Origin of the sequence: Streptomyces sp. Edi4 (assembly GCF_040253615.1) — a bacterium.
Taxonomy (GTDB): Bacteria; Actinomycetota; Actinomycetes; order Streptomycetales; family Streptomycetaceae; genus Streptomyces.
The window spans coordinates 3,490,554-3,506,462 of sequence record NZ_JBEJGY010000004.1 but is presented as its reverse complement, the minus strand read 5'-3'; the positions used below and the strand labels follow the sequence as shown (position 1 = coordinate 3,506,462).

General features: G+C 71.4%; 12 protein-coding genes and 3 pseudogenes. 9 read left to right on the top strand and 6 right to left on the bottom strand.

All coding sequences use genetic code 11. From position 1 onward, the window contains the following. The first annotated feature begins 28 nt into the window (after nt 1–28). Together ABR738_RS17940 and ABR738_RS17935 are read left to right on the top strand one after the other, a co-directional pair. Nucleotides 29–481: a DoxX family protein gene (locus ABR738_RS17940; protein ID WP_350230992.1), complete on the top strand. Its 453-nt coding sequence runs from the start codon at nt 29–31 to the stop codon at nt 479–481. Nucleotides 482–606: 125 nt separating this feature from the next. Beyond that, on the top strand, nt 607–1,002 hold the full coding sequence (locus ABR738_RS17935) for a Zn-ribbon domain-containing OB-fold protein (protein ID WP_350234629.1): 396 nt from the start codon (nt 607–609) through the stop codon (nt 1,000–1,002). Nucleotides 1,003–1,025: 23 nt separating this feature from the next. Here the strand turns inward: ABR738_RS17935 and ABR738_RS17930 are convergent, their stop codons facing one another. The 3 genes from ABR738_RS17930 to ABR738_RS17920 all read right to left on the bottom strand — a co-directional run bounded on the left by ABR738_RS17930 (nt 1,026) and on the right by ABR738_RS17920 (nt 3,056). After that, nucleotides 1,026–1,682, bottom strand: a complete 657-nt coding sequence (locus tag ABR738_RS17930) for a pyridoxine/pyridoxamine 5'-phosphate oxidase (protein ID WP_350230991.1) — start codon at nt 1,680–1,682, stop codon at nt 1,026–1,028. Between the two features lie 153 nt (nt 1,683–1,835). Then, complete coding sequence (locus ABR738_RS17925) at nt 1,836–2,495, bottom strand: class I SAM-dependent methyltransferase (RefSeq protein WP_350230990.1); 660 nt, start codon at nt 2,493–2,495, stop codon at nt 1,836–1,838. A 78-nt stretch (nt 2,496–2,573) separates the two neighbouring features. Next, complete coding sequence (locus tag ABR738_RS17920) at nt 2,574–3,056, bottom strand: hypothetical protein (protein WP_350230989.1); 483 nt, start codon at nt 3,054–3,056, stop codon at nt 2,574–2,576. Between the two features lie 678 nt (nt 3,057–3,734). Between ABR738_RS17920 and ABR738_RS17915 the strand changes: the two genes are divergently transcribed. Further along, the gene (locus ABR738_RS17915) at nt 3,735–4,916 is read left to right on the top strand and encodes a helix-turn-helix domain-containing protein (protein ID WP_350230988.1); all 1,182 of its coding nucleotides are present in this window, start codon (nt 3,735–3,737) and stop codon (nt 4,914–4,916) included. A gap of 131 nt (nt 4,917–5,047) precedes the next feature. Here ABR738_RS17915 and ABR738_RS17910 read toward each other — a convergent pair whose 3' ends face one another. After that, nucleotides 5,048–6,295, bottom strand: a complete 1,248-nt coding sequence (locus tag ABR738_RS17910; RefSeq protein WP_502964104.1) for a thiolase C-terminal domain-containing protein — start codon at nt 6,293–6,295, stop codon at nt 5,048–5,050. 140 nt (nt 6,296–6,435) lie between these two features. Here ABR738_RS17910 and ABR738_RS17905 point away from each other — a divergent pair, with 140 nt between their 5' ends. Then, the gene (locus ABR738_RS17905) at nt 6,436–7,623 is read left to right on the top strand and encodes an acyl-CoA dehydrogenase family protein (RefSeq protein ID WP_350230986.1); all 1,188 of its coding nucleotides are present in this window, start codon (nt 6,436–6,438) and stop codon (nt 7,621–7,623) included. Between the two features lie 404 nt (nt 7,624–8,027). Then, nucleotides 8,028–9,515, top strand: a complete 1,488-nt coding sequence (locus ABR738_RS17900; protein WP_502964103.1) for an eCIS core domain-containing protein — start codon at nt 8,028–8,030, stop codon at nt 9,513–9,515. A 36-nt stretch (nt 9,516–9,551) separates the two neighbouring features. Here the strand turns inward: ABR738_RS17900 and ABR738_RS37770 are convergent. Further along, nucleotides 9,552–9,770: pseudogene (locus ABR738_RS37770) on the bottom strand (IS701 family transposase); the annotation flags it as partial. On the opposite strand from ABR738_RS37770, the pseudogene ABR738_RS17895 reads away from it, so the two are divergent. Next, nucleotides 9,764–10,067, top strand: a pseudogene (locus tag ABR738_RS17895) (transposase); the annotation flags it as partial. The pseudogenes ABR738_RS37770 and ABR738_RS17895 overlap by 7 nt on opposite strands. Before the next feature lie 374 nt (nt 10,068–10,441). On the opposite strand, the gene ABR738_RS17890 reads toward ABR738_RS17895, so the two are convergent. Next, the gene (locus tag ABR738_RS17890; RefSeq protein ID WP_350230985.1) at nt 10,442–11,089 is read right to left on the bottom strand and encodes a TetR family transcriptional regulator; all 648 of its coding nucleotides are present in this window, start codon (nt 11,087–11,089) and stop codon (nt 10,442–10,444) included. A gap of 349 nt (nt 11,090–11,438) precedes the next feature. Between ABR738_RS17890 and kbpA the strand changes: the two genes are divergently transcribed. From kbpA to ABR738_RS17875, 3 genes and pseudogenes are all read left to right on the top strand, one after another. Then, a complete protein-coding gene (kbpA, locus tag ABR738_RS17885) occupies nt 11,439–12,224 on the top strand; it encodes an AfsK-binding protein KbpA (protein ID WP_350230984.1) in 786 nt (261 codons plus the stop codon). A 225-nt stretch (nt 12,225–12,449) separates the two neighbouring features. Then, nucleotides 12,450–14,841 (top strand): annotated as a pseudogene (afsK, locus tag ABR738_RS17880) (protein serine/threonine kinase AfsK). Nucleotides 14,842–14,874: 33 nt separating this feature from the next. Then, on the top strand, nt 14,875–15,666 hold the full coding sequence (locus tag ABR738_RS17875) for a putative protein N(5)-glutamine methyltransferase (RefSeq protein WP_350230983.1): 792 nt from the start codon (nt 14,875–14,877) through the stop codon (nt 15,664–15,666). Nucleotides 15,667–15,909: the final 243 nt, after the last annotated feature.

The window sequence follows — 15,909 nt, the reverse complement described above, 5'->3', positions numbered from 1 at the left end:
AGAAACGTGGAAGCGGAAGGAGCCCGGCGTGGACTCGATCTGGCTCAGCGGCGCCGAGTGGCTGGCCGTCCTGCGCGTCGGGCTCGGCCTGTGGTGGCTGGAGAGCTGGCGCCACAAGGACAAGAAGGACTGGTTCGAGCACGGCACCGGCATCGCCTGGGCCGACGACATCGCCGCCAGGCACAAGTGGCGCGTGGTCCGCAGGGGCTACGACACGGTGGTCCGGCCGCGCCCGCGAGTGATGGCGTACGTGGTCGTCTACGCCGAACTGGCCCTGGGACTCGGTCTGGTGGCCGGGTTTCTCACACCCGTCGCCCTCGTGTGCGGGCTCCTGCTCAACCTCATCTACCTCGTGCTGATGATCCACGACTGGGCCGAGCAGGGCCAGAACGCGATGATGGCGCTCATCTCGCTGGTCGCCCTCGGTGCCATGTCCTGGGGGACCTGGTCGCTCGACGACGCGCTGGGCCTTTTCACATGACCGGCCCGGGGGACGGGACGGGGCCCGGCGCCCGGCCGGGTGTCCCGACAGCGGCCGGGGCGCGGCCGGGTGCCCGGACGGCGGCGGCGCCCGGGGCCCGGCGCCCCGACGCGGCCACGCCCGACATCGACGCCTTCACCCGTACCTACTGGGACGCCGCCGCCGAGGGACGCCTGCTCATCCGGCAGTGCGCCGCGTGCGCCCAACCACACCACTACCCGCGCGAGTTCTGCCCGTACTGCTGGTCCGAGGACGTCACGTGGCGTCCCGCGAGCGGCCGCGCCACCCTGTACACCTGGTCCGTCGTGCACCGCAACGACCTGCCGCCCTTCGATGACCGCGTGCCGTACGTCGCCGCCGTCGTCGACCTCGCGGAGGGGCCCCGGATGATGACCGAGATCGTCGGGTGCCGGCAGGACGAACTGCGGATCGGGATGGAGCTGGAGGTGGCGTTCCGGCCGGGCTCCGAGGGCGGCGTGACCGTCCCGGTGTTCGCCCCGCTGCCCCGGGCCGACGCCTGACTCCCCACCGCGGCCTTTCCCCGTCAGGGCCACAGAAGTTCCCGGGTCCAGGCGGCGGCGGAGCCTTCGCACCGGTAGCGCAGCCGTACGTGCCTGCGGCGAGCGTCGCCCTGGAAGAACTCGACCTCTGCCGGGGCCAGGACGTACCGGGTCCAGGTAGGCACCGGGGCGTCCGGCTCGGCCCGCGCCCGCTCCCAAGCGGCATCCGATGCCACCTCCAACTCCCCCCTGGACTTCAGCACTTCACTCATCCCGCCGGTGAGGGCCGCCGCCAGGGCGCCCGTCGAGCGAGCGTGCAGATCGGCCTGCGACACCTCCTGCCCTGCCGGGGTGACGGCCCCGCGCACCCGCACCTGCCGACCCACCGCCGGCCAGTAGAACCCGAGCGCGGCAACCGGGTGCTCGGCGAGCTGACGCCCCTTGGCGCTGGTGGAGTGCGAGGCGAAGTGCCAGCCCGCGTCGTCGGCGTCGTGCAGCATGAGCGTGCGGATGTCGGGACGACCGTGGGAGTCGACCGTCGCCAGCGACATGGTGTGCGGTTCGAGCTGCCCGGCCCCGGCGGCGTGGACCAGCCAGGACTGGAAGAGGGGGAGCGGGGCGTCGGGTGCGGTGTCCGGGTCGAACGGGGGCAGGGGCGTGTCCCAGACGCGGAGAGTATGCAAAAACGCACGGAATTCCATCCCCCCATCCTCCCGCCCCGGCCCGCCCCTGCGGGTGGCGCGGCACGTCCGGACGCCCCCGGACCCCGGACCACCCGATCCCCCGCGCCGATTGAGGCTCCCCCTCAGCCAGCGCCTCCGCCCACTGGCAACCGGACCGAGTACGGCCCCTCCTCACAGAGCCGCACGCACCACCAGCGTGCCGATGTGTCCGGGCTCGGGGGCGGCCAGGATCGTCGCGTCCACGTCGCTGAACCCGGCCTTCAGCAGCAGGTTCCGCCACGTGCGCGGAGTATGGCTGTAGCGATAGCTGAACATCGCCTTCCCGGCGAAGCCGCCCTTGTACATGCCCTGCGGTCCGTACGCGCCGGGGATGGCCGGCGGATGGGAGAACACCAGAACGCCACCTGGGTTCAGCCGCGCGGCGATCAGCGGGAGCAGTTTCTCCGGAGGGGTGAACCACACAGCTCCGAAGATCGAGTAAACGGCGTCGTACGTGTCCGTGCTGCCGCTCAGGTACTCCAGCACTTCGGCGCAGATGAAGCGGGCCCCCAACGGGCCCCAACGCCGGCTGGTGTTGGCGACCATGACGGGTGAGAGGTCCACACCCGTCGCCTTCACTCCCCGTTGCGCGAGGAAGGCGAGCGCCCGCCCGGTTCCGCATCCGATCTCCAGCACGCTCGCGGGATCGCCCAGCAACTCGGGTCCTGGCCCGTGCCCGGAGTACTGGGTCCAACAGAAGGCGGGTTCGGAGCCGAACACCTTGTCCTTGGCACTCTCGGCGAAGGTGTCCCAGAGTTCGCGTTCGCTGTCGATGTCGTGGCGTGCGGGCAACTGGTTTCCTCCGCGTCAGGACGAGCGTGCCCCCGCCCCTCCCTCTGAGACTGGGGGCGGGGGCACTCTACTGGTGGGTCAGTGGCTGTCGGGGACCTTGTTGTCGCACGGCGAACAGTCGGACGCGTCCACCGCCCACAGCTCGTCGTCGACGGTGAACCCGTTCGTGCGCAACAGCTGGGCCGTGCGCAGAACGGTGCCGTCCCGGCGGCGCTCGATCAGCGGGGCGTGATGCTTGTACCGGCCGCCGTTGTACTCCTCGCACAGCGCGAAGTAGAGAGGGGTGTCGAGGATGAGCTGATGGACCCCCGCATCCACGGTCTTGCCGACGCCCATGTCCACGCCGGGGCATTCCATGGCGGTGATCAGGTACGCGATGCCCTGGCCGAGGATGCGTCCGGCCAGGCTGGGAACCTCCACGCTGTCCCGGAGCAGGAGCGCTACCTCCCGCTCCCAAAGGTCTGTCACCCCTACGTCCGTGACGAGGTGCGGGACGCGGCGCTGTACGGCGTTGAGGATGATGCGCGGGTCGCGGGTCCGCGTCTGGACTGCTGTGCTCATGGGTGCGTCTCCTCCTGTTGCTGTGGAGTGGTGCGCTGCACTTGCTCGCCCGATCGGCTCTCACGCTTGCTGCCGGGTACCTGGTCGGGCGTACATACCCGCTTCCTTCCGGGGTGCTCCACCGGTTGGTAGTGGGAACTCATGGGTTCGGGGGCGCAAGCCTTCCGGCGGCTGCCAGGGCGAGGAGGGCGACAGCCGTTCCCCACGTCAGCACAGCCAGGATCCCGCCCCAGAAGGCCTTTCCCGGGATGCTCCTTCGGCCGCGCAGTCGGCTCATCTCCTGCTGCCGATGGCGGAGAGCGCTCGCGCGTTGCGGCTGTGCCTCGCCAGCGCCTTGAGCTGGAGCAGTTCCCTGTCCGTTGCTGCACGAATCGCAACAGCGCGAGTGTCCCAACGGAGTCCGGAGGGTCGTTTCAAGGTCACCCTGGATCCTTGCTGCTCTTGTACGACAGCGACCATCTGACTACCGCTGTCGAACACCGCAGTACCGGGCACCCACTTCGACGCCTGTCTCATCGCTTCCACCCTGTCCGCATCATCGGCGACTGACTCGGTTCGAATACAGTCAACGCCCGTAGCAGCCAAGGGACTTGCACAGAGTTTGCACACAGAAAGTGCGGGCAGAGTTATCGCTTGTGACCATGGATTGGTGACCATCGTCCGAGGAAGAATGAACCCATGAGCACGACGGAACTCCCGCCCGGAGCCAACCTCGCTGTACTACGCAAGGCGCGCGGATGGTCCCAGGCGTTCCTCGCGCGGAAGGCAAGCGTCTCTGTCTCCCTGCTGTCGAAAATCGAGGTAGGGGACAGGACCCTGACGCCTGCCGTTGCCGCAGCCCTTGCCAGGCCTCTTGGGCTGACCATGGCGCAAATCCTGGGCAGGGCCGATATGACCCAGGATGCGGAGGCCCACCTGTCAGCCTTGCGTTCGGCTGTGCGGGACTACGACCTGCCTGGCCGGCCGGCCGTGCGGGAGGAGCAGGTCGCGGCCGCCCTGGAGACTGCTGGGCGCCTTCGTGACGACGTACAGATGTCCCGGCTCGTCAGAATGCTGCCGAAGCTGCTCAGGGACGCCACGGTTCACGCTCACGCTGCGAATACCCCGGCCGCCTGGGCGACACTCTCGGATGTGTACAGCACGGTGTACTGGCTTGCCGCGCGGCACCGCTGGATGGACATGGCGGAGCTGGCAGTCACTCGTCAGCGCTGGGCCATTGAGCAGCAGACGAATCCACTCGGCGCGGCCCTCGCCGCACGGGATCGGGCGGGTACGTATCTCAACGACGGAGATTTCGAGAGTGGACTGATCATCGTCGACCGCGCCATCGCTGCCGCTCAGACGGCCCTGTCGGGTCAGGAGCGCGCCTTCGCGGTGGGGGTACTGAATCTACGCGGCATGACGCTCGCGGGTCGTCTTACGGACAAGGCAGAGGGGCGGCGAGAGGCGGAGCGGCACATCGCGTCAGCCAGTGTTGCGGCCGAGTGGTTCGATCGCGACTGGAACCGCCATCACATGATTTTCGGTCCGCAGAACACGGCGACGCACGTGCTGGCTACCCGTTTGGACCTGGGCGAGCCCCACGAGGCGCTGAGCGCAGCCGAGGGCATTGACGCGGTATTGCGGGGGTTGCCACCGACACGAATTGCTCCAACACGAATCAACATGGCGCGGGCGCAGCTTGACGTGGGCGACCGTGACGCGGCGTTGGAGAATTTGACGATGGCGTGGGAGGCGGCACCGCAGATGGCTCGCATTCACCCCATGGGGCGAGAGGTCTTCCGGGTCGTATCGTCCCTGCACCGACGCAGCAATCCTGAGCTGCTGCGTTTGTCGAAGCTGTCCGGGATCGCTCTCTGAATCGCGCCCCTGCGCGTCCCCGGTGCGCGAGCGGGGACGTCGGTGAGCTGTGCGGCGCCCTTTTCGCAGAACAGGACGAGGCTGCAAGAGAAGTGGATGCGGGTGCGAGTGCGGTAACCCCGCAGGGCCCCTCACCCCCGCCCCAGCACCACCGTCCCGGAGGAGCAGAACCAGCCCCCCGTGCCCGACGCCACCGCGATCTCCGGCAGCGCGCCGCCCGGTCTGCGTACCTGGCCCGCGCCTCCCTCCCCGCGCAGCTGCCGTACCGCCTCCACCAGCAGGAACAACCCCCGCATCCCGGGATGGCACGCCGAGAGGCCGCCGCCGTCCGTGTTGACCGGCAACGCCCCGTCCCGCAGCAGCCGGCCCTTCTCCACGAACGTGCCCCCCTCGCCCTTCGCGCAGAACCCCAGATCCTCCAGCGTCACCAGGGTCATATAGGTGAACGCGTCATAGATCTCGGCCAGGTGCACGTCGCCCGGCCGCACCCCCGCCCGCTCGAAGGCCAGGCGTCCCGACACCGCCGCAGGTGACACCGTGAAGTCCGGCCACTGCGACATCGTCGTGTGCGAGACCGATGTGCCCGAACCCAGCACCCACACCGGCGACTTGGCCGTGTCCGGTACGTACTCCTCGGCTGCGAGCAGCACCGCGCACCCCCCGTCGGAACGCACGCAGCAGTGCAGCTTGGTGAACGGGTCCGCGATCATCGGGCCGGACAGCACCTCGTCCACCGTGATCGGGTCGCGGAACATCGCCTGCGGATTGGTGGCCGCGTTCGCCCGCGCCTGCACCGCCACCTCCGCCAACTGCTCCAGCGTCGTGCCGAATTGGTGCATGTGGCGGCGCGCGGCCATCGCGTACTTGGCGATCAGCGTGTGACCGTATGGCACCTCGAACTGGAGCGGGCCCCGGCTGCCGAAGGAGAGGTTCGCCGTGCGCCGGCCCGCCTTGATGTCGGCGCGCGCGGTCGACCCGTACACGAGAAGCACGGCGCGCGCGTGGCCCGCCGCGATCGCCTCGGCGGCGTGCGCGGCCATGACCTCCCAGGTCGCGCCCCCGACGGCGGTGGAGTCCACCCAGGTCGGCCTGAGCCCCAGGTACTCGGCGACCTCCACCGGCGCGAGGGTGCCGAGCCCGGCCGAGCCGAACCCGTCGATGACGCTCCGGTCCAGCCCCGAGTCGGCGAGCGCGCGCCGGGCGGCCTGGGCGTGCAGGGCGTACGGGGTCGCGTCGTCCACCCGCCCGCTGTCGGACAGCGCGACACCCACGATGGCCACCTTGCGCGGGTGGCGCGCGACGCGGGGCGGTGGCGGTGATGAGGGTGGCGATGGCCGTGGCGGTGGTGGGAGCGTTGGTTGTACTGGTGGCCGAGACATGGATCTGACGGTACGTCAGGTCGCGGCGGGTACGGAAGCGGGCGGCCAACCGCCGTTCAACCCTGGGCATTTGGGTTTGGCACCCCTAACATGACGGCCCGTCAGAGCAGAGGCGTTGCCTCTGGGGGAGGAGCCCGCCGATGGACGCCGCCTTCACCGCGGAGCAGGACGAGATCCGCCGCACCCTGCGTGAAGTGCTCGCCAAGCACTGCGGCCCACAGGACGTCAAGAACGCGGTGCGCACCCCGGCCGGTCATGACGCCGCGCTCTGGAGACGGCTCTGTGGTGAGCTCGGGCTCGTGGGGCTCGCGCTGCCCGAGGAGTACGGGGGAGCGGGGTGCACGCCGACCGAACTCGCCCTGGCCTGCGAGGAGACGGGCCGCGCTCTGCTGCCCTCCCCGCTGCTCGCCACCGCCGTGCTCGCCGCGCCGCTCGTCGCGGCCCTGGGGAGCGGGGCCCAGAAGGCCGCCCTGCTCCCCCTGATCGCCCGGGGCGAGCGGACCGCCACCCTCGTGGTGCCCGGCGCCGGGCTCGCGCCGGCGCTCGGCCTGACCGGCGGGGGCGCGGACGGCGCGTGGGCCGGGGGCGGCCGGGCCGGTGGCATCCAGGCCGGGCGGTCGCCGGACGGCGGCTGGCGGCTGTACGGGGAGGCCACGCAGGTGCTCGACGGGCACAGTGCCCAGTTGCTCGTGGTCGCCGCGCACGCCGGCGGATACGCCCGCAGCCGCATCCTGTTCTTCGTCGTACCCGGCGACGCGGCCGGCCTGCGCCGCATCCGCCAGACCACTGTGGATGAGACACGTACCCAGGCGCGGGTACAGCTGCGGGAGGTTGAGGGTGAGTTGCTGGGCGGCGCGGACGGTCCCGATCCCGCCGTCGCGCTCGCCGGCGTCGGGCGCACCGCCGCCGCCTGCCTCGCGGCCGAGGCCGTCGGGGCCGCGAGTGAGGCGCTGGAGCGGACGGTGGCGTACGTCAAGGAACGCGAACAGTTCGGGCGGGCCATCGGGTCCTTCCAGGCGGTCAAGCACCGGCTCGCCGACCTGTACGTCCAGGTGCAGGCGGCGCGGTCGGCGGCCTACTACGCGGCCTGGGATCCCGACGCGGGCGCTCTCGCGCTGGCTCAGGGGCTGGACGCGTCGCGGTCGGTCGCGGCGGAGGCCGTGCAGTTGCATGGGGGGATCGGCTTCACTTGGGAGCACGAGGCGCACCTCTACTTCAAGCGGGCTGCGGCTGACGACCTGCTCTTCGGGCCGGCCCACCGTCTGCGCGGCCACGCCGCCGAGCGGGCGGGCCTGTTCGACGGGGGCGCGCGCCGCCGGGCGGGCTGAGGTATGCCGGGTGGGCCAGCATGAGCCCTGTCGGGGGCGCGGGGAACGGCGCGAGAAGCCTGGACCCGACCGGGCAAGGGCCGGCGCCGCTGGACGATGCGCTGGAAGGCGCCCCCGAACGCCTTCCAGAGTGCCTTCGATGGCCGCCTCACCCCCACTGACCAGCGATGACTCAACAACCAGGATCAGCCGTCAAGTTGACACACCCGGGGGTCGGTTGCGGTGCTGTTCGAGGGCGCAGGCATTGGCGTAACGGGCACGGATCGTGTGGGAGTGCGCCGAAGGCCACTCCTCATGGGGGTGTCGCGTCGGCTGAAGGTCGCGCCGGACACGGCCCGTACACGCACGTCCTTCTGCCTTCAACTCTGCCCTTGCGTACCTGACCTGGGCGGCCACGGGCACGTATGCAGGGGGAGGAAACCACCGCTCAGGAAGAGAGACCCGTGCACAGCCACGACCCAGCGCAGTCACACGCTGCAAAGACCCGGCGTCCCCCGGCCCACGAGCGGGTTCCGGCCAAGGGCAAGGAAACGGCCCCGGGTGCCCTCGCGCTCCAGAGCACGGCCGGTAACGCGGCAGTGGTCCAGATGCTCCGCCAGGCCGGGCACTCCTGGGCGCGGGAAGAGCACCAACACGGTGCCGGATGCGGGCACCAGCAGGCTGAGCGGCCCGCGGTGCAACGGGCTGCCGTCCAGGACGTCCTGCGCACCAGCGGCAAGCCCATGGACGAGGCGACGCGCACCGAGATGGAGACCCGTCTGAGGGCCGACTTCTCCGACGTCCGCATCCACAACGACAGCGCCGCCAAGGCGTCCGCCACTGAGATCGGCGCTCGCGCGTACACCTCGGGCAACCACGTCGTCGTAGGCTCCGGCGGCGCGGACAAGCACACCCTCGCTCACGAACTCACCCACGTCATCCAGCAGCGCAAAGGGCCCGTCGCAGGCACCGACAACGGGTCCGGGCTGAAGGTGTCCGACCCGTCGGACACCTTCGAGCGGGCCGCAGAGGCCAACGCCACCGCGGTCATGCGGGCGCCGCTGGCGCGGCAGGATCGGACCGCCGCGGCGGGGCAGACCGGGCACGGCGCGGCGCGAGCCGAATTCTTCGTGCAGCGCGCCGAAGAAGAGAACACGGTGCCCTTCTTCGATGCCTACGGAGAGATCTACACGACATCGGACGCGAAGCAGGAGGTCACCACGGAGGACGGCTTCAGCCTCACGGTGAACCAGGGAGACCTGGAGTACTACGACGAGACCGGCTCGTCGTACGCGTTGTGGTATCAGGGGAGCGTGGTCAAAAAGGCAGACGTCCTGTGCACACCGGATGGAAAGCTGGTCCACAGGACGACCGGCGGCAGGATCCCCAAGACGACGCCCGACGCCTACGAGAGGCGGACCGAGACCACCGCCGCGCTCCTTGAGCAGATCGGCTCCCCGCGCATCGTCTCCGTGGCCGGAGTGCATTACAAGTCGGTCCTCCGCTCTCGCCAGGCGGGATGGGGCGAAGGAGCCGGACGGAACTTCTCGATCGGCGATTCCCGCGCGGAGGATGGCTGGAGGGGCATGTACCTGGCGACGACACAAGCCCATGCCCGCGGCTATCTGAATCCGGGAGGCGTGCTGCTGGAGATCGCCACGCCCAACATGCGCGCGTACGACCTGACCGGCATCGACTACGCGGCGCTCGGGTTCGCCTCGCCTTTGGCGTCAGCGCGCCTGGTGAAAGCGCATCTCGGCTTGGACCCGAACCAGGACCTCATGGCCGCCCTCGCCAGCAGGAACATGGTCCTCCGGTCGGGCGAGCCGGGAGGCGAGGTCGAAGTCATCGTTCCCTATGGCATCGCCAACGCGCACTGCCGGGTGACCGCCGAACTGGAACACCGCGACTAGCGGTGGTTTGCTGACGGCGGACTGGGGCGGTAGAGATCAAGTGGTCTGCCGGTGGCGACGGCGTTGAGTAGGTCGCGACGTTCGGTGGGCGGGGGTTTCGTCGACCACGCTCGCCAGTAGCGTTGCGGCGTGGCCCAAGGCGTCAGCCAGCCACGCACGTCCCGGAGAGCCCGGGGCCGGCAAGCCGGCTGGGGCTGCCGGGGCTCCGGTTCTCCCCCTCTTTGCCCTCCCTGATGACGTGTCAGGTCCAGGCGCGGCCGGGCTCGAAGCACCACGTATTGACCGATGGCCCGCGGCATTCCGTTGGGCGTCTCCCTGACCGGCGGGCAGCGCAACGACGTTACTCAGCTCCTGCCGCTGGTCGACGCACCTCCACGGGTGCGCGGCAAGCGGGGTCGGCCCCAGGGCAAGCCCCGCACGTTATACGCCGACCACGGCTACGACTACGACATCTACCGTCGTCGGCTGCGCGAGCGCGGCATCGCTCCGAAGATCGCCCGGCGCGGCGAGCCACACGGCTCGGGCCTGGGCCGGGCCCGCCGGGTCGCCGAGTCCGCCGGCATCCTGAAAGGGCCCCTTAAGGGCCAGGGCGACCCCCATGACGGGCTGACTATGCCCATGCGGGCCGGTACGGACCCCGCCAGGGGCGTGGGGAACTGCGCGAGAAGAGTTCAGGGTTGGCGCCCGGGGCGCCGCGCGCAGGCAGCGCGGGGCACGGGAACGCCGACGGCGGTCGCGCCCCGGCCGGGGGCGAACCACCGTCGGCGCGACAGGACTTGCCGGGCGAACGGCAAACGGCCAGCGGTCGGCTGCGAACGGTCAACAGTCAGTGGGCGACGGGCGACGGGCGACGGGCGACGGGCGACGGGCGACGGCGACGACCAACGGGCGCCGATGACGGCCAACGGCGTTCGCGCGTAACGCAGTTACTTCGTCGGCTTCTTGCCCGTAATGCCCAAGTGCACCAACAGCGCCAAATTGGGCCGCAGTTCCGCCTGCTTGACACCCCAGGTCTGGAACCCCTTCTGGTGCGACGCCACCGACGCGAGCATCGCGACGAGGGAACCGGCCATCGCCGCAGGGCTCACGTCCTTGTCGACCTTGCCCTTGGACTGGAGCTCGGTGACCGCGTCCGTAAGGGAGTTGGTGACGGAGTTCAGGATCTTCATGCGGATCTTGTAGAAGCGCTTGTCGCCCTCGGCGGCACCCAGATCGACGACCCTGAGGATCGCGTCGTTCTTGCGCCAGAAGTCGAGGAAGCCCTCCACCAGCTCCTCCGCCGTCTGCCAGCCGGCCCGCCCGACCCAGGAGCGGCCCTCGACCAGCGTGGTCAACCCGGCGCCCTCCTTGGCCATTTCTTCCGCGATCTCCAGGACGGCGCCCTCGACGTCGGGGAAGTACTGGTAGAAGGTCGCGGGTGAAGTGCCCGCCTTCCGGGCCACGTCGATGACTTTTACGTCCCGGTAGGGCGACGAGCTGAGCATGTCGCTGAGGCAGTCGAGCAGCTTCTGCCGTGTCGCCTGGCCGCGTCGGCCGGCCACGCGGCCGTCGACGGTGCGTACTTGTCCTGTCATGCCGTCAGCTTACCGAGGGGTGATCGGAGCGCTATTCGGCCGAGTGCAAATGGGGGCCGGGGCGTGAGCCCTGACCGGCGCCGCCCCGGCGGTCTCCTCGGTGGCCTGATCTCGTCCACCACCCGAATGGTGTTATCAACAGCCTGTGGACAACTTTGGTGGACAAGCCGTGCGGGGCCTGGGCTCGGCGACCGCCCCCGTGCCGGAAAAGCGGCATATCCGCGCATTGTCCGCCCGCGCCGGACCCGACGCGGCATTAATTTGACCCCGACGCGGTGCGAGGCGGCCCCGCGCCGGAACGACTCGGGGGGAAGCCCTCGGCGAGACACCTCAGGAAGGAAGCAGGCGCATGGGCGGATATCCGGAAGGCGCGCCATGCTGGGCCGACGTCTCGCTGTCCGACGTCGCGGCCGGCAAGCGGTTCTACGGAGGACTTTTCGGCTGGACCTTCGACGAGAACACCGGCGACTGGCGCCGGGGGCAGTACACCAACGTCTACCTGGACGGCCGCCGCGTCGCCGCGCTCCAGCCCAAACGGGACGGCCGGATGCCGACCACCTGGACCGTCTACTTCGCCACCCCCGACATCCGCGCCCTTGCCGCCCGCATCCGCGAAGCCGGCGGCCAGATCATCACGGCGCCGATGCCGGTGGGGCCGCACGGGATGATGGCGGTCGCAGCCGACCCCGGCGGCGCCGTCTTCGGCGTGTGGCAGGGCGCGGCACACGCCGGTTTCGAGCGGGTGCGCCGCCCCGGGTCCTTCTGCTGGACCGAGGTCTACACCCGCGACAAGGACCAGGCCGACGCGTTCTACGCCGCCGTCTTCGGCTACCGGGGCACCGACGCGGGCAGTGACGCGGGCCTCGGCGCCGACATCCGCTCCTGGTCGCTGCCCGGCGCGGAGCCCGGCCCCGAGAGCGCGGTCGGCGCCCGCAGCCTCATGTCGGACGCCTTCCCCGCAGCCCTGCCCGACCACTTCCTCGTGTACTTCCTCGTCGAGGACTGCGATGTGACGGCCGCCGCCTGCGTCCGCCTGGGTGGCCGGGTCACGACCGAACCGTTCGACATCCGTTACGGGCGGGTGGCCGTCCTCGTCGACGACCAGGGCGCCACTTTCGGGGTGCTGAGCACGTAGGCGGGCGGCGCCGGGCCGGGGGGCTCCGGCCTCCCCCGACCCCGCCCGGCCTGCCCCGCCCGGCCTCCTCCACCCCCGCCCGGCCTGCCCTGGTCCGCTATGAGACATCCCGTTCTGGGCCCGGGTTGGCCACCGGCCACCTCCGGCAGGGAGAATCGGGGTGCCGCGTGAGACGCTGCACGGGGCCGCATTCATGCACGGCCCGTACGGGGAGGTGGCAGGCAAGTGGAGCAGCTGACGCAGCACGACCCGAGGCGGATCGGGCCCTTCGAGGTGCTGGGACGGCTCGGCGCCGGCGGCATGGGTCTGGTCTATCTGGCACGCTCGGCCTCGGGGCGCCGCGTCGCCATCAAAACGGTGCGCACCGAGCTCGCCGAGGACCAGCTCTTCCGGGTCCGCTTCACGCGCGAGGTCGAGGCGGCCCGCGCGGTCAGCGGGTTCTACACCGCCGCCGTCGTGGACGCCGACCCGCGCGCCCCCGTCCCCTGGCTCGCCACGGCCTATGTGCCGGCGCCCTCGCTCGAAGAGATCGTGAACGAGTGCGGGCCGCTCCCGGCGCAGGCGGTGCGCTGGCTGGCGGCGGGCATCGCGGAGGCGTTGCAGTCCATCCACGGCGCGGGCCTCGTGCACCGCGACCTGAAGCCGTCCAACGTCCTCGTTGTCGAGGACGGGCCGCGCGTGATCGACTTCGGTATCGCGTCAGGGGTCTCCAACACCCGTCTGACCATGACGAACGTGGCGGTCGGCACCCCCGCGTACATGTCGCCCGAGCAGGCCAAGGACTCCCGCAGCGTCACCGGGGCGTCGGACGTCTTCTCGCTCGGCTCGAACCCTCGTCTTCGCGGCGACCGGGCACGCGCCCTTCCACGGCGCCAACCCCGTCGAGACCGTGTTCATGCTGCTGCGCGAGGGCCCGGACATCACGGGCCTGCCCGACGAGCTGCGCCCGCTCATCGAGTCCTGCATGCAGATGGAACACCCGAACCGGCCCACCCCGGAGGACTTGCAGGCCCAGCTCGCGCCCCACCTGTTCGCCTCCGGCTCGGACGACAGCGGCACGGCCTCGGCCTGGCTGCCGCCCCGTTCCGTCGCCATGATCGAGCAGCGCAGGGGCGGCGGCCGCATGCAGCTCCTCGCCCCGCCCGCCGACCCCGCGCCGAACCGGAACCCGAACCCGAACCGGAACCCGAACCCGGCCCCGCGCTCCGGCGGCCCCACCGCGCCGCGCCGCCCCGCCGACCCTCCCCCCTACGCACCCCGGCACGGCGGCTCCTCCGTCACCTATCCGCCCGCCCACACCGACGACCCGGTCCGGCTGCCGGGCGCCAAGGTCCCCATCGGGCCGGGGCCGCGCGTCGCCGACGCCGTACGCGTCTCCGTGGACGCCGGGTCCGCCACCGGCTGGATCCGCAGGCCGAGCGGCCCCGCCGCGACCGGCGCGCAGGCCGCGCCCGTACCGCCGCCCGCCCTCCCACCGGAGGCGCCGGGCCGCTGGCGGCCCTGGCGTTTTCGCATGTCCAACGACGTGTGGGGCACCCCCGCCGTCGCGGGTGACCTGCTGTACGTGACCTCCTTCGAGGTGCACGCCTTGGATGTCGGCACCGGCCGCCGCCAGTTCAAGACGCGGGACGTCGCCTGGGCGATGGCCATCGAGGCCGGCCGTATCCACGCCTCCGACGGACCCACCCTGTACGCCCTCGACGCGAGCGACGGCGGTGAGCTGTGGCGCCTCCAGGCCGACGCCTGGGTGTACTCCCTCAAGGCCGACCGGGGCACCGTCGTCACCGGCACCAGGGGCGGCGGCGTACAGGCCTGGGAGGCGGCCAACGGCGAGAAGCTGTGGGAGATCTCCGGCGCCCAGAGCGACTTCGAGACCCCCGAGGCCGGGCCCCTCGTCCACGACGGCACGGTCTACGTCTGGCAGGACGCCCGGCTGCGCGCCCTCGACGCCCGCACCGGCGTCGAGCGCTGGACCTACCCGATCGGCGACGCGGCCTCCTGCGGCGGCGTCCCGGTCCGCGTCGCGCCCGCGCGGGACGGTTTCGTGTACGTCTGCGCCGGCACCCGCGTCCTCGCCATCGACATCGCATCGGGCCATGTGCGCTGGCACTTCGAGGCCCCCGCCGTCTTCCTGTGCCCGCCCACGTTCGCGCCGGGCCCGGCGGTCGCGGGCGGCGGGGTGTACCTCGCCGACTACCTCGGCACCGTGTACGCCCTGGACGCCTCGACGGGCAAGGACCGCTGGCGCATCGCCACCGAGGCCCGCAACTCCGTCGAGCCGGTCCTGGTGGCCGACGGCAACGTCCACGTGGGCAGCGGCAACGCGCTCTACACCCTGGACGCGGTCACCTCCACCCCCAAGTGGCGCTTCGCGGCGGGCGGTCCGGTGGTCGGCACCCCCGTCGTCGCCGACGGCCGCATCCACTTCGGCTCGGCCGACCACTGCCTCTACACCCTGGACGCGGCCGGCGGCCAGCTGCGCTGGAAGCTCGCCACCGGCGGCGAGATCAGCGGATCTCCCGTGGTACGCAACGGAGTTGTGTACGCGTGCAGCAAGGACCGCTGCGTGTACGCTCTGGACGCGGTGAAGGGAACGGCCACGTCGGGCGGCCGGTGAGGGCCCTTCGGCTCCCGAAAGGCCGCGTATTCCATGACAGTTGAGCCGCTTTCCCCCGCCACGGTCGTGACCCGGCTGCGCGCCGCCGGGTGCGTGTTCGCCGAGGACGAGGCGGAGCTTCTGCTCACCACCGCGCGGGATCCGGCCGAACTCGCCGCGATGGTGGAGCGCAGGAGTTCCGGTCTTCCCCTCGAACACGTCCTGGGCTGGGCCCGGTTCCATGGTCTGCGGATCGCGGTGGACCCCGGGGTCTTCGTCCCGCGCCGGCGCACCGAGTTCCTGGTCCAGCGGGCGCTGGCCACCGCCGACGCGTCCCGGCCGGTGGTCGTGCTGGACCTGTGCTGCGGCTCGGGGGCGCTCGGCGCGGCCCTGGCGTCGGCGCTGCCGCTCGCCGAACTGCACGCCGCCGACATCGAACCCGCCGCCGTGCGCTGCGCTCGGCGCAATGTGGCCGCGCTGGGCGGCCGCGTCCACGAGGGCGACCTGTTCGACCCGCTCCCGCCCGGGCTGCGCGGCCGCGTGGACATCCTGGCCGCGAACGTTCCCTACGTACCCTCTGGCGAGGTCGCCCTGCTGCCGTCGGAGGCGCGCGACCACGAGCCGCTGGTGGCCCTGGACGGCGGGGCGGACGGGCTCGACATCATGCGCCGGGTGGCCCGCGCGGCGCCCGGCTGGCTCGCTCCCGGCGGCACGGTCCTGATCGAGACCAGCGAGCGCCAGGCGCCGGGTGCGCTGTCCGCGCTGGAGGCGGCGGGCCTTGAGGCGGCCCTGTTCACCTCCCCCGCCCTGCACGCCCACGTAGTGACCGGAACCCACACCCCCTGACACTTCGTCGTCAACGCCGGACAGGCTGACTATGCCCGTGCGGGCCAGCACCGCCCCGCTTCGTCCCCAACGCCGGACAGGCTGAGGTATGCCGGGTGGGCCAGCATCAGCCCCGCCAGGGGCGCGGGGAACGGCGCGCAACGCCCAGGCGCCCGCACGCCGGCCCACACCGGATGCTCAGCGGCACAGGGCTGGCTGAGGTTGCCCATGCGGGCCGGCACCAGCCCTGTCAGGGGCGCGGGG

Bases quoted from the DNA above. Each gene is read 5' to 3' on its own strand.
- ABR738_RS17930 (WP_350230991.1), bottom strand. From the start codon at position 1,682: ATGGAATTCCGTGCGTTTTTGCATACTCTCCGCGTCTGGGACACGCCC.
- ABR738_RS17920 (WP_350230989.1), bottom strand. From the start codon at position 3,056: ATGAGCACAGCAGTCCAGACGCGGACCCGCGACCCGCGCATCATCCTC.
- ABR738_RS17915 (WP_350230988.1), top strand. From the start codon at position 3,735: ATGAGCACGACGGAACTCCCGCCCGGAGCCAACCTCGCTGTACTACGC.
- ABR738_RS17910 (WP_502964104.1), bottom strand. From the start codon at position 6,295: ATGTCTCGGCCACCAGTACAACCAACGCTCCCACCACCGCCACGGCCA.
- ABR738_RS17905 (WP_350230986.1), top strand. From the start codon at position 6,436: ATGGACGCCGCCTTCACCGCGGAGCAGGACGAGATCCGCCGCACCCTG.
- ABR738_RS17900 (WP_502964103.1), top strand. From the start codon at position 8,028: ATGCAGGGGGAGGAAACCACCGCTCAGGAAGAGAGACCCGTGCACAGC.
- ABR738_RS17890 (WP_350230985.1), bottom strand. From the start codon at position 11,089: ATGACAGGACAAGTACGCACCGTCGACGGCCGCGTGGCCGGCCGACGC.
- kbpA (WP_350230984.1), top strand. From the start codon at position 11,439: ATGGGCGGATATCCGGAAGGCGCGCCATGCTGGGCCGACGTCTCGCTG.
- ABR738_RS17875 (WP_350230983.1), top strand. From the start codon at position 14,875: ATGACAGTTGAGCCGCTTTCCCCCGCCACGGTCGTGACCCGGCTGCGC.